The sequence below is a fragment of the Levilactobacillus muriae genome, assembly GCF_045862015.1.
GTDB classification, from domain to species: domain Bacteria; phylum Bacillota; class Bacilli; order Lactobacillales; family Lactobacillaceae; genus Levilactobacillus; species Levilactobacillus muriae.
In genome coordinates this window covers 61,614-74,413 of record NZ_BAAFRU010000014.1, presented here as the reverse complement: position 1 = coordinate 74,413, position 12,800 = coordinate 61,614, and the positions used below count along the sequence as shown (strand labels likewise).

15 protein-coding genes are annotated in these 12,800 nt (G+C 48.2%); 6 read left to right on the top strand and 9 right to left on the bottom strand.

Translation table 11 applies throughout. From position 1 onward, the window contains the following. Positions 1-195: 195 nt before the first annotated feature. From ACKTSF_RS10580 to ACKTSF_RS10570, 3 genes are all read left to right on the top strand, one after another. Complete coding sequence (locus tag ACKTSF_RS10580) at positions 196-486, top strand: helix-turn-helix transcriptional regulator (RefSeq protein WP_407889250.1); 291 nt, start codon at positions 196-198, stop codon at positions 484-486. Positions 487-629: 143 nt separating this feature from the next. Continuing rightward, positions 630-794: a hypothetical protein gene (locus ACKTSF_RS10575; protein ID WP_407889249.1), complete on the top strand. Its 165-nt coding sequence runs from the start codon at positions 630-632 to the stop codon at positions 792-794. Further along, entirely contained in the window at positions 791-1,216 is a 426-nt protein-coding gene (locus ACKTSF_RS10570; RefSeq protein ID WP_407889247.1) for a class I SAM-dependent methyltransferase, read from the top strand. Before ACKTSF_RS10575 ends, ACKTSF_RS10570 begins: the two co-directional genes overlap by 4 nt. 450 nt (positions 1,217-1,666) lie before the next feature. Here the strand turns inward: ACKTSF_RS10570 and yidA (ACKTSF_RS10565) are convergent, their stop codons facing one another. The 9 genes from yidA (ACKTSF_RS10565) to ACKTSF_RS10525 form a co-directional block, all read right to left on the bottom strand. Further along, positions 1,667-2,476 carry a sugar-phosphatase gene (gene yidA / locus ACKTSF_RS10565; RefSeq protein ID WP_407889245.1) on the bottom strand — a complete coding sequence of 270 codons (810 nt, stop codon included), beginning with the start codon at positions 2,474-2,476 and terminating at the stop codon, positions 1,667-1,669. A 19-nt stretch (positions 2,477-2,495) separates the two neighbouring features. Continuing rightward, positions 2,496-3,311, bottom strand: a complete 816-nt coding sequence (yidA, locus tag ACKTSF_RS10560; RefSeq protein ID WP_407889252.1) for a sugar-phosphatase — start codon at positions 3,309-3,311, stop codon at positions 2,496-2,498. 1 nt (position 3,312) lies between these two features. Continuing rightward, positions 3,313-4,680, bottom strand: a complete 1,368-nt coding sequence (locus ACKTSF_RS10555) for an HD domain-containing protein (protein ID WP_407889243.1) — start codon at positions 4,678-4,680, stop codon at positions 3,313-3,315. Between the two features lie 118 nt (positions 4,681-4,798). Then, entirely contained in the window at positions 4,799-5,632 is an 834-nt protein-coding gene (locus ACKTSF_RS10550) for a lipoate--protein ligase family protein (RefSeq protein ID WP_407889241.1), read from the bottom strand. A 44-nt stretch (positions 5,633-5,676) separates the two neighbouring features. Further along, positions 5,677-5,916: a hypothetical protein gene (locus tag ACKTSF_RS10545; RefSeq protein ID WP_407889239.1), complete on the bottom strand. Its 240-nt coding sequence runs from the start codon at positions 5,914-5,916 to the stop codon at positions 5,677-5,679. A gap of 233 nt (positions 5,917-6,149) precedes the next feature. Then, positions 6,150-6,275: a hypothetical protein gene (locus ACKTSF_RS10540; protein WP_407889237.1), complete on the bottom strand. Its 126-nt coding sequence runs from the start codon at positions 6,273-6,275 to the stop codon at positions 6,150-6,152. A 394-nt stretch (positions 6,276-6,669) separates the two neighbouring features. After that, positions 6,670-7,659 (bottom strand): ornithine cyclodeaminase family protein, encoded by a 990-nt coding sequence (locus tag ACKTSF_RS10535; RefSeq protein ID WP_407889235.1) that lies wholly within the window; start codon positions 7,657-7,659, stop codon positions 6,670-6,672. Between the two features lie 16 nt (positions 7,660-7,675). Next, positions 7,676-8,545, bottom strand: a complete 870-nt coding sequence (locus ACKTSF_RS10530; protein ID WP_407889233.1) for a sulfite exporter TauE/SafE family protein — start codon at positions 8,543-8,545, stop codon at positions 7,676-7,678. A 15-nt stretch (positions 8,546-8,560) separates the two neighbouring features. Beyond that, entirely contained in the window at positions 8,561-9,370 is an 810-nt protein-coding gene (locus ACKTSF_RS10525; protein WP_407889231.1) for a TrmB family transcriptional regulator, read from the bottom strand. Positions 9,371-9,806: 436 nt separating this feature from the next. Here ACKTSF_RS10525 and ACKTSF_RS10520 point away from each other — a divergent pair, with 436 nt between their 5' ends. The 3 genes from ACKTSF_RS10520 (at position 9,807) to pyrG (ending at position 12,730) form a co-directional block, all read left to right on the top strand. Beyond that, a complete protein-coding gene (locus ACKTSF_RS10520; RefSeq protein ID WP_407889229.1) occupies positions 9,807-10,247 on the top strand; it encodes a YwiB family protein in 441 nt (146 codons plus the stop codon). A 44-nt stretch (positions 10,248-10,291) separates the two neighbouring features. Continuing rightward, a complete protein-coding gene (rpoE, locus tag ACKTSF_RS10515) occupies positions 10,292-10,954 on the top strand; it encodes a DNA-directed RNA polymerase subunit delta (protein WP_407889227.1) in 663 nt (220 codons plus the stop codon). A gap of 168 nt (positions 10,955-11,122) precedes the next feature. After that, entirely contained in the window at positions 11,123-12,730 is a 1,608-nt protein-coding gene (gene pyrG, locus ACKTSF_RS10510; RefSeq protein ID WP_407889225.1) for a CTP synthase, read from the top strand. Positions 12,731-12,800: the final 70 nt, after the last annotated feature.

Sequence of the window (12,800 nt, the reverse complement as noted above, 5' to 3'; positions counted from 1 at the left end):
TAAACTGAGTCATGGGGAAAGCCTCCTATGTCCTATGAAGTGAGTGTGGTTGCTAACTATCATAAGGGAGAGGCTTTCCCTTTTCAATTGCTTATTTTTCTATTTACACATAATTATTTAAACACTCAGAAAATAATATGAGTGTAGAAAAATCTAAGATTGTTGGCATTATTATCAAGGAGGTTATCGATTATCATGATAAATAGATCATTGAAATATGACCCACAAGATCCAGTTGCGCCAGGTGGAACTTTATGCGAAGCCATTGATTATTTAAAGATATCGCCGGCGGAATTGGCTCAAATTACTCATACCACGGTATCTTACGTGGAAGGTGTCTTGGATGGAACGGCTGCTGTCACAAATAATTTTGCTGAAGGACTCACGAAAATCATGAAAGTGCCGGCAGATTTTTGGCTACGTTACGATGCAGAGTACTGGCGACTGAAGGCATCGGAAGAGCAACGTGGACGAAAATCAATCTAAATGTGCGGCACGTGGCAAGTGTGAAAGATTCACCGATTGTGATCAATGGGGGCGCACGGTTTGGCATGCTATCTGGTGCCTGCTACATCGTTGTCGGAATCATCTTGACTTTATTTAAATGACTTTAGGGGGAGTAAATTGAAATGGCAAAAATTCAAACGGGGATTGATGCACCGGCCGTTCCAATCAGTTATGAACTAGGCGGTGTGGTGTTTCTCATCAACGCGGCCTTTGTGGCACCAGATCAAGGACGAGGAGGCGTGATTATTTCTGGTCTCGTGTTCATCGTTACTGGCCTGATTTTTTGAGGACATCCCTGCTAGGGAAACAACGTATTTGGACAAAACTTTTGGATGACGTGCAACCGGCGTCAAATATTCAGGTACTTGACTTGGGCTGCGGCCATGGTGCCGTTTTGAATCAAGTAGCCCAACGACTAAAGTTACCAGGAACTATGACAGGCGTTGATTTGTGGCGATCACGAGATCAGTCCCAGAATTCAATGGCCGTTACGCGGGCCAATCTGAAGGTCTGGGGTGTTTCTGACCGAACAAACTTGATTACCGCGAACATGACCGATTTACCGCAACGAGAGGCCACATATGATTTGGTAACGACAAATTTTGCCTTGCATAATATTGAGCCAGCTGTCCAGCGAGATCAGGCTCTGACAGAGGTCGTTCGTGTGTTAAAACCCGGTGGGACACTACTAATTGTTGATATGCCATAACCGTCCCAACTATCAACGGACACTGGTACAAGCGAACTGTTGAATCGTACATGGGGGGCAATGGGTGGTGGACTGGTCCTTGGATGGCAAGCTACATGCTGTGGGCCGTCAAAAATTAAATCAACCTATAATGTGGATGTTGGCCAAGCGGTGAACATCTTCATTTTTTGCGGGGGACAATGGAAATAATTGTTGGCATTATGATCAAGGAAGGTCGCCACTGTCGTGATAGCGCAAGTAGCAAATGACGAATAGACGAGATCAATTGCCCTGGTGAAACGCGCGTGGCGTTTTTGCGTGTTTGAAGTTGACGCTGGAAGCTTTGGCGCAACTCGTAATGTGTCGCTGTTTTGGAATTATGTTACGAGAACCAGTATCAATGGCGACAACCAAAGACAAAAAAATTGACCGACTAAGATACCGTCGGCCAATCCTAAAATTAAATTTACGTTACTTCAAAGCGTATTTCCGGATAGCCGCTGCTACACCGTCTTCGGCGTTGGTCAACGTTACAGCTTGGGCGGCGTCCTTGACCTCGTCGATGGCATTTCCCATGGCGACACCGAGGCCGGCGTATTGAATCATGGTCAGGTCGTTTCCTTGATCACCCAGAGCCATGACCTCGTCAGCCGTGAATCCCAACTTAGTAGCCAGTTCCCCCAGCGTATTGCCCTTACTAGCCTTCTTGTTCATAACTTCGATGAAGAATGGCGTGCTTTGTACCACGTAGTAGCGGTCACGAACGTCTTGGGGGATAGCCTTGTTAACGCGGTTGATGATGTCGGGATCATCAACGAACATGGCCTTAGAAATGGTTAAATCGCGATCCATTTCACCAACTTCACGGTACCGAATCAGCATCCGTACCAGGTTACTTTCGAAGATCGTGTAGCCGCTGATGTCCTTGTTCGCCGTGTAAATGTAGTCTGGGGTTTCAATCTGGAAGTGAATCTGCATCTTACGCGCGAGGGCCTCGAGGTCGATGTAATCATCGAAACTCAGGGAGTGGTTGGTCATCATTTTGCCGGAGACGGTCTGGGACACCGAACCATTGTAGGTGATCGCGTATTGGTCGTCACCGCTGATGCCCAGGGCGTCCAGGTAAGGTTGCACCCCAGTTAGTGGACGGCCGGTACACAGAACGACCTTGATCCCTTGGGCTTTGGCAGCTTGGACGGCGTCAATCGTCGCTTGGGCCAATTCGTTCTTTTCATTCAGTAAGGTTCCGTCAATATCAATCGCAATCAGTTTAATTGTCATGTTGTTTGCAATTCTCCTTTTATGCTAAGTCTGGGTTCAACACGTATTTGTAAATGGCCGCCGCCACGCCATCGTCGGCATTGGTTAGGGTGGTCACGTCGGCAGCCGCTTTGACACGGTCGTTAGCGTTTCCCATGGCCACCCCTAACCCGGCAGTGGTAATCATTGGTAAATCATTGTCCTGGTCGCCAATCGCCATGACCGTCGTTAAGGGCAAGTCGAGGTGCGTGGCTAATTTCTGTAAGGCATTGCCCTTGTTCGTCTGTGGGGCCATGACCTCGATGAAGTGCGGATCGGTGCGAACCACGTAGAAGCGCTGATAAAACGTTGCGGGTAACTGCAGTGCATCGATCTTGGCCACCTCGTCGATATAGACGGCGGTCGGCATCAGTAGGTGTGGGTCCATGGCCGCAGCTTCACGGAAGCGTAACGGTAGGTTGACCAATTGGCTTTCCTTGACCGTGTAGCGGCTAATGTTGCGGTCAGCCGTGTACAGGTGATCTGGTGTAACGACGTGAAAATGAATCCGAGCCTTGCGGGCGAATGCCTCGAGGTCCACGTAATCGGCGTAGCTCAGGGGTGTGCTCGCAAGCACCATTCCCGTCGTGGTTTGCACCAGGCCACCGTTGTAGGTGATGACATATTGGTCGTCGCCATGGAGACCTAGGGCATCGAGATAGGGTTGCACGCCGGTCAACGGACGACCCGTACACAAAACGACTTTGATCCCGGCTGTGGTCGCCGCTTGGATGGCGGTGATTGTCGTTGCTGTCAGCGTGTTTTGTGGATTGAGTAGTGTGCCGTCGATGTCTACGGCAATCAGCTTAGGCGTCACCTTAATCAGCGCCTTTCTGGTCAATGAGTTGATCGTTTTGGATGTAACTGCCAAACTCGTCAAAGACCGGCTGGAAGATCTCCGGTGCATCATTACCCGGATTCAACATTTCCTTCGGGAAGAAGAACCGCTGATCCCCAGTAAACTTTCCACGGATCGCATTGACCAGATCGGACACCGTTGAGAGTTCACGGAGACTGCCATCCGGTTCCTGAAGCTCGATCTGCGTCAGGGGATGCGTGACTTTAGGGTCGTAAGCATCGTCGTAAGGTAGATCATAGCTGTTATCAGTGGCCGTGTAGTAGTCGGTGTTGAAGCCGACCGAGCGGATCAGATCGCGCAGATGTGGCAGTTGTTTTTGCGTCTGTTCATCGAAAATGGCACTCTTTAGTGGTTTTCGGTCCAAGAAGCGGTAAGCCAGATCGGCTAAAATTTCATCCGGCGATTGCCGCCAGTGAATAAAGTAGGTCGTCAACACGCCGTCGTCCAAGTTGAGATAGTCTTCCAGGTCGAATTGATGGTTGAAGAATGGTAGCAATAGGTGGGGGATGAAGCTTTCATCGCTTTTGCCCGCTTGGTACAACTCATTGGCCCGGCCGAGTAGATGATCTAGCACAACTTCCATCGAACGGGAGACCGGGTGAAAGTAGACTTGCTGGTACATCTGAAAGCGACTCACGATGTAGTCCTCGACGGCGTGCATCCCGTTCATGGCAAAGGCAATCCCGTCTTTGTAGGGCCGCATCACCCGCAGAATTCGCGTCAGATCAAAGGTCCCATATTCGGTCCCTGTATAGTAGGCGTCACGTAGTAGATAATCCATGCGATCGGCGTCGATTTGGCTAGAAATCATCTGGACCACTTGTGGATTTGGATAGGTCTTTTGAATGACGCTGGCTACTTCTTGTGGGAAAGTTGGACTGATCCGCCGTAGGATTTGGTTGACTTCGGTCTTGGGTGACGTTAGGATTTCGGCGGTAATTGCTTCGTGATCCGTGTGGAAAATGTGTTCGAACGTGTGCGAGTAGGGGCCGTGACCGATATCGTGAAGCAGAGCCGCACACAGCGCAGTCAGCCGTTCGTTGTCATCCCATCCGCCATCACCCGGCGTTTTTGTCGGATAGTTACGTTGGAAATTATCGCAGATTTGACGTGTGACTTCGTAGACTCCCAGTGAATGGGTGAAACGCGAATGTTCCGCACCGTGGAAGATTAGCGAGGCCGTACCCAACTGCTTGATGCGGCGGAGTCGTTGAAATTCTCGGGAATTAATCAGGTCTAAAATAACTTGATGTTGCACGTAAATGTAATTGTGCACGGGGTCCCGGAAAACTTTCTCGCGGGGCAGTCGCGCGGTTGCGTAGCTCACAGTGATTCCTCCTGACATGGTTAAATTTATTTTTTTAGCGTCGTTGTCGTTCTTGCTGGGCCTAGTTTACCAGTTCAAGGAGGGAAACCGGAACGAAACGACTCTGATTAAGCAAACCTTACATATCGACCAATCGCGGTTGGCGACGGGTCATTTGGGCAGTTTCACGTTTCAGAACTGTTGTAAATTGCGGTTCGGTCATCATCGCCGCTAACTTGGCGCGGCCCACTCGGAGACCAGCCGTCGAACAAGCGGTGAGAAAGCGGTCTTGCGCATCGCCCACGGTCAGCGGCTGATTGCATAGTGCGGCCGTGGTGGTCATCACGGCAGGGTCAACGTCTGGAAAATGCCAGTCGTTGGTGTGGTCGGCCAGACCCGCCCGATAAAAGCTACGAATCAGGGCACCACGCATGGGCTGATCTCCAGTCACACTGAGGTAGAGCATGGTCACGAGGGCATTGGTGCTTCGACGCTGTGCGATTCCGGCGATCTTTAAGCCATCGACGCTCAAGTCGTAGTCGCCAGGGCAGTAAGACCGCGTGATCTCATAGTGTTGTAACGCAAGTTCTGGCCAAGCGGCGCTCACAAGGCTGGTCATCTGGGCGTATGCCGCGTCAACACTGATAATCGGTGTGGTTAGCGGAGAGAAAAGCGAGACATTCAGGACGCCACCATCCGCGACGACGGCCAGTCCCCCGGAATTTCGGAGAACGTAATCGTAGCCATACCGCTGAACGGCCCTGATAGCCGCTGTCAGCTCAGGGAGCCGTTTGTCCTTCAGTCCCATGATAACCGTGGGCTGCATGGTCCAGAAGTGCAATATGGGCTGTTTAAGTGCTGGTACCAGGTCCAGCAGAGCATTGGTGTAGCCAAAGGCCAGGTTCTTTTGGTCAGCCGGAATTGGCGTGGTCACGGTCTGAAGGCTGTCACCGGGTAAGTCAAAGGGTCCCATCCCTCCACCTGCTTTCGTGAGATCGATTCAATGCTTACATTATACTAGAAAACGTGAGCTACGTCATGGTCTGGACCAATTTTACCTGTATGATTGAAGGTTGAAAGACGAAATGTGCACATTACTTTTGCCACAGTAGGAATTAACACAGCTAAATTAGTGAAAATAGTCGCACTCCGGCGGCCAGGGATTCCGCTTGCTGTGGGGAACGCCTCCGGCCGGTAAGGCGATGGTTGAACAACGTTGCCTAATTTTAGTCTCAATATCGTTGTTGCAACAGCCATAATGGGTGTTTTGGAACTTTCAACCTTCAGCTCTGTATGAAACAAGTCACACAGGTCACAGGGACCTGGATCGAACTTGATACGAAAAAACTACTCGCTAGATGGCATTAGTCCAACTAGGAAGTAGTCTGTGTGTAATTTATCTGGAGGTTGAAAGATGAAATGTTGGTATAACCCTCTACACAGTAGGAATAGAGGCCTGAATGGTCGTAATATTGTCTGAATCAGCCGGCTTACCGTTCACCAAATTTAGGCTGGAACGCTGTGGGTAGGACGCCGCCAGCCTGAGAAGCGGTCTGTCGGCTCGCTTTGAACCGCCCAACCCGCGTTTCAAAGTCGCCATTTTCCAAGCATAACACTTGGGAAATCCCACGGCTGAGCCTAAATTTGGATCACTCACGCCTACGTAGACAGTGACCAACCATCGTGCACTAACGTTGCCAGTTCGGCGATTGTCATCGCAATGTCAGGTTAAAGAAAAAATCATAACCGGAGGCGGTCAGAGATACAGGTAGCTGTGTCGACGGTGTTAGCTGAGCAACAGCTTACAGAGTGGGACGCGTTTGGAGACTGACGATTTTTGGCAGGCTTCAAACCGAGCTGGAGGACCGCTTCTCAGGCCGCAGGCGGTCCCCACAGACGCCGGAATCTCTGGCAGCCGCAGGTGGTAATTTTCGACTGATTTTGTGGATTAAATCCCTGTTAGCTGGACCTTTCTGGGTGAATTGAGGCTTTCAGACTTTATTAACTTATTTAGAGAGTCATACCAACTTTCATTTCTTCGGCCTTTTTCACAATACGGTCTGCCACAACAACATCGAGTGCGGCAGTTCCGACGGTCTTAAAGAAAGTGATGTCGTTTTCGGAGGAACGACCGACAATGTTTTTAGTGATCACTTGTCCAAGTTCGCCACTAATAGCTTGCTTGCTGATGTCACCACGTTTAAGCGGCTGAATAATATCCCCGGCTTCTGCCAGGACGCCATCCATAGTGTCAAAGACGATATGGTTCGCTTGCTTGATCAGGTCAACGGGTATTTCACACATCTCTGGTGTGTAGGCGCCAACACCGTTGACGTGGACGCCTTGTTTGACGAGCGTTCCGTCGAAAGTGGGCCGCTTGGAAGTGGTTACAGAAGTAATGATATCGACTTCAGGAACCACTGAATTGGGGTCGGCCACGGGTTCAAATGTCGTTGAGAATGTCTGGGAAAAGCTGACGGTTGCAGCTTCACAGAACTTCTGTGCCCGAGCCCTGTCTAGATCAGACACAAATACTTTATCGAGGTTACGCACGGTTAGCATGGCTTCTAATTGTGACATGCCTTGACCACCGGTGCCAATTAGAAGAGCAGTTTTACTATTTTCATTAGAAAGCAATTCAGTAGCTGCACCTTGGACAGCGCCTGTACGCAGTTGTGTCAGGTAGGTGCCGTCTAAAATAGCATTTACAATGCCGGTCTGCGCATCCAGAGTGATCATCGTTGCTGGAACGCTGGGTAACTTTTGATCAATGTTGTCAGGATAAACGGAGACAATTTTTACGCCCAGTGATGGGTCTGCACCGCTAACGTAACCCGGCATGTAAAGGCTTTGTCCATTGTATTCGGGGATGTTGATGTTCGTTCGTAGCGGGATGTCGGCTCTGCCTGAAGAGTAGAGTGAAAGTGCTTCAGCGTCGGCATCGATGGCGTTGCGCATGGAGAAGAAAGTTTGGATGTCTTTTGCGGATAAATATCTCATAGTCAGGAGTCCTTTCTTAAGCAGTTTCAGTTGACTTGCGACTGTCAAGGTAGAGGCTAATTGCGGAGTAGAGTAAGACAACAATCACGATCCATTGAATCACAGACGTGTTTAAGCTCTTAACCAAGTAAACAGCGATTAGAACCCCAATGATGCCGAAGACTGAAAACATGGTGATTTTTCGCGAATAATCGTTAAGCTTGATGAATTGCATACTGCCGATAGAAACGGAGAAGGTGCATCCACCCATCATAATTGGAAATGCGGCGACAGGGTTCATACCCATAGCGTATACGGTTGCCATGGTTAGGGCATAGGACCCAATACCGATGTTGTTTAAAGCACCATAGACGAACATTAAGAGTCCCGTTGTCCAAAGCTTCCAACCATAAAGTTCAGTAGCTGTTCCGTTTGAAGGAATCCAACCGAATTTGCCAGCCAGGATTAGACCCGTAGCGACCAGTAGGCCAATGATCACGAAGATTCGAATGATGTGTTCGGGTAACTTCACGACGAAGCGTGGGCCTAAGTAGGCGCCAATGACTTGGCAGATAATCGCCACTAACAGGGTTTTAACACCAACTGTAATGGTTGAAATATAAGCGAGGGACATCACAAACACAGGAATGACACATTGTGTGTTCAAAGTCCCGGGAAGCTTTTTCATGGTGACCCATTTTGCTTTGGGGTAGAGTGCCGTTGAAATGGCAAAATCTGAAATCCCAAATGTGGATAGAAAGTAGATCACGATTTGTGAGAGTGGCGTCCAAATGGGATTCGCCGGCTCTTCCATGATTTCGTGACGGTGCTTAAGAAGATCACGAACTAAAACGAAGATGAATAGAAAGTTGATTGCAATAATAGCGATAATTAGAATTTTTTGCATGATGTTTTCCCTTCTTTACTTATCGAAGTAGATATCACGAACACCTTCTAAATTGGTGCCAAATTTTTCCTCGGCAGCGTCATGTAAAACGGTTAGTGTCCGGAGGTTATAAGCATCGTGGAGAACGTACTCCTGTGCCAGAAAAATCATAGAACTATTTTGGGTCCAAATGACATCTGTATTGCCTGAATCATTCGGCAGTTTCCCATATGTCACGGCATGGGTGTCACTGACGACATTTATCCAACGGCCACCATAGTCCAGAACCTTGTCCGCTTCAAAAAAATGTTTATAGAAGCGTCTAAAGGGTAGGTTATATCGATGATGATTGCTGAATAGGATGACAACGAATTTGTGAAGCCGGCTTTCAGCGTCGGCGAGGGCCTGCGTCAATTCGTCCGTTAAATCTTCGGCGTAAATTTGAACGTACAGGCTCTCCTTAGCATGCCGAATCTGAAATAGCGCTTTTTCAAAGACCTGATCGTAAGAGTCAATAGACCAGATTAAGCTGGAGTTGTTTTCGGGGCTCAAATCTTTAAGCGATTTGTGAATGCCGTCTATATCTTGTTTGCTGTCATGCTGTAATTTGGAAACTAATTCGTCGACTGGTAGGGCAGTATATAACGACTTCTCATCTTTAGACTGAAACACTAGGCCTTTGCTAACCAGTGAAGACAAGACATTGTAAACTTTTGAACGCGCGATGCCGGCCTTGCCACTGATCTTGTATCCTGTAGATGCGTCCATCTGCAGGAGAGAAACGTATACCTTGGCCTCACTAGTTGTTAGGCCAAATTTACTGAGTAGTTCTGTGACAGATTCCATAGTTATACCCCTTTTTTAATAGTAGCTACCATTGGGTACTATTATATCCGAATATCTCTAAAAGTCTACACTTTGTGATGAAATACATAAACTTTCACAAGCTGTTTTAACCCATGATAAAAATAAGCACGTTACCGATATACTGCTATGTAAGCGTTTGCCACACGAGATGCTGGTCACTTGAATCCTTCTTATTAGTATCTATTTTCACAATCAATAGCTTGTCAGCCAACCCTTATTGCTTGATAAGTCGGTTCTGGGGTGAAGATGACTGCCATGACACGTTATTGTTCGCTAAATTTAGAGAGGACGCTGTCAGCTGGGCATTCCCGTACTTTCAACTTCTGGGAGGGCGGTAAAAGAGCATAATAAGTAGGCTTTCTATGGGAAATGAACTATAATTAACCCAGACAATTCGCGGAAAGGAAGTGTGCAGATGGATCAACTATCAGCGGGGGTGCCCGTGATGATTCACTTGGAGACCCATATCAAGCAAAACGATGATGTTTCCGACTACCAGTTAGACGTTGATGGTCAGCTGGTCCAGATGGGAGCCAACCTGTACTTACGGTATCTGGAACCCGATAATGAGACGGGGGAACAGACGCCGGTGACGATGAAATTTACGCCGGAGGGCGAGGTTCACCTGACCCGTAATGCCGAGGCGGAGTTGCGCCTGCATTTTATCAGTGGCAAACGCGTGACAGCCCGGTACAACACCCCTTATGGTGTAATGCCGATTGAAACGGTCACCCCTTATTTGGAGACCAGTTTCAAGGAAAAGCCATTTAGTGGAAATGTGAAAATCGACTATCTCCTCTATGCCGGAGAAGAATTAGTCGGGAACTACAAGATTAGATTGCAATTTACGGCATAAGCGAGTATCATATTTCGTAGACTGTGGAAAGGACGTGCACCAGTTTGGAATTAAAAGTCTTTGAGGGCCAGAATAAAAAGGAATTATCAATGATCGAAGTTGCTCACGCCATTTTGTCACAACATGGCGATGTGATGGCTTTTGCCGACTTGGCAAACGCCGTCCAAGCATATTTGGGTGACAGCGACGCGGAAGTTCGTGACCGGCTGTCCCAATTCTATACGGATTTAAATGTCGATGGTAGTTTCATTTCTCTGGGTGATAACCTTTGGGGACTGCGAACTTGGTATCCGTTTGAATCCATCGATGAAGCGACGGTTCACGCCGAGGAAGATGAAGATCAACCTAAGCGTAAGAAGCGTAAGAAGGTTAACGCCTTCTTAGCTGATACGACTGATGACGATGACGTGATCGATTACGATGACGATGATCCAGAAGATGATGACACCGCTACCTACGCCAATGATGACGAAGATGATGATGACAGTTCAGCGACTGGGTCAGGGCCAGATCTGGGTAAATTACAGACCGGTCTGGGCATCGATGACGATGATGAAGAAGACGATACAGAGGATATCCCTGATGGTATCGAGGATCAGCTTTCTCAAATGGAAGCACCAGATGATGACGATACCGATAATCTCGACTTTTCCGCCGATGACGACGAAGATGACGATGATGATGAAGAAGACTCTGATCAGAAATAAATTTTCAATGTTCGCTTGACCTTCAGCCGAAAAACAGGTACTATATTTTTTGGGCTCCCTGCTACTTGTAGCAAGGACAACTGGACGGTGAAGTAGCTCCCTATTCCGAATGAATAGGGAGCTTTTTTATAGTTTGAAACCCTAAATAATCTTACAAGGAGTTTGCACATGACCAAATATATTTTTGTGACTGGCGGCGTGGTTTCATCACTAGGTAAGGGGATCGTTGCTGCTTCCCTAGGACGGCTGTTAAAGAACCGTGGGTTAAACGTAACCATTCAGAAATTCGATCCGTACATCAACGTGGATCCCGGCACGATGAACCCTTATCAACATGGGGAAGTCTTCGTGACCGACGATGGGACCGAAACGGATTTGGACTTAGGTCATTACGAACGTTTCATCGATAACAATCTGAACAAGTACTCAAACGTGACGACTGGTAAGATTTATTCAGAAGTTTTGGAAAAAGAACGGCGTGGTGATTATCTGGGAGCAACTGTGCAAGTGATCCCCCATATCACCGGTATGATTAAAGAAAAAATCATGCGCGCCGGCAAGACACTGGGAGCAGATTTTGTCATTACTGAAATCGGTGGGACCGTTGGGGATATCGAATCACAACCCTTCCTGGAAGCTATTCGGCAAATGAAGTCCGAAGTGGGCGATGAAAATGTGGTTTACATTCACACCACGTTAGTGCCAACCCTGCATGCGGCTCATGAAATGAAGACGAAGCCCACGCAACACTCTGTACGGGAACTCCGGAGTATTGGGATTCAACCCAACATTCTGGTTGTCCGGACTGAAAACCATATTACCGATGACATGCGGCAAAAGATTGCGTTGTTCTGTGACGTACAACCTTCCGCGGTCATTGAATCCATGGACGTCCCTACTATCTACTCAATTCCATTATTGTTACAACAACAGGGCTTAGACCAAATTGTCTTGGATCATTTCAAAGTCGATGCACCGAAGTCCGACATGACAAAATGGGCCAAGATGGTCGATCATATGCAGAACTTAAAACGAACTATCAAGATTGCCTTGGTCGGTAAGTACGTTGGCTTACACGATGCCTACATTTCCGTAGCAGAAGCCTTACAACATGCTGGCTATCCCGTTGATGCTCAGATTGATCTGGACATGATCGATGCTGAAAAGATTACGGACGAAAATGTTGCCGATATCTTAGGCGCTGCCGATGGGATCATCGTCCCCGGTGGTTTCGGTGACCGGGGGATTGAAGGCATGATCACAGCCATCAAGTACGCCCGTGAACAGGACGTCCCATTCCTCGGAATCTGCCTGGGGATGCAAGTCGCCAGCATCGAATTTGCTCGCGACGTTCTCGGCTACAAGGATGCCAACTCCACCGAGATGGACTCAGAGACCAGCCACAAGATTATTGACCTGATGGCTGATCAGACCGATGTCCATGAGATGGGGGGAACGCAACGTTTGGGGCTGTACCCTTGCAAGTTATTGCCAGGGAGTAAGGCCGCTGCGGCTTATGACAACCAAGCGATGGTTCAAGAACGTCACCGTCACCGTTACGAATTCAACAATCAATACCGTGCTGAAATGAAAGCCAAGGGCTTGGTCTTCTCCGGGACATCTCCTGACGATCACCTGGTCGAAGTCATTGAATTGCCAGAAAAGAAGTTCTTCGTGGCTTCCCAATACCACCCAGAATTTCTCTCACGGCCTAACCGTCCTGAAGGTTTATTCCGCGACTTTATCGCTGCTGCTAGCGAGGAAGTTAAGGACTAGGTTCGTGCGGTTACCTTAAACCTAATTGGTATTTTAAAGCTAACCAAAATAAAAGCTGTAGGCTCACAAA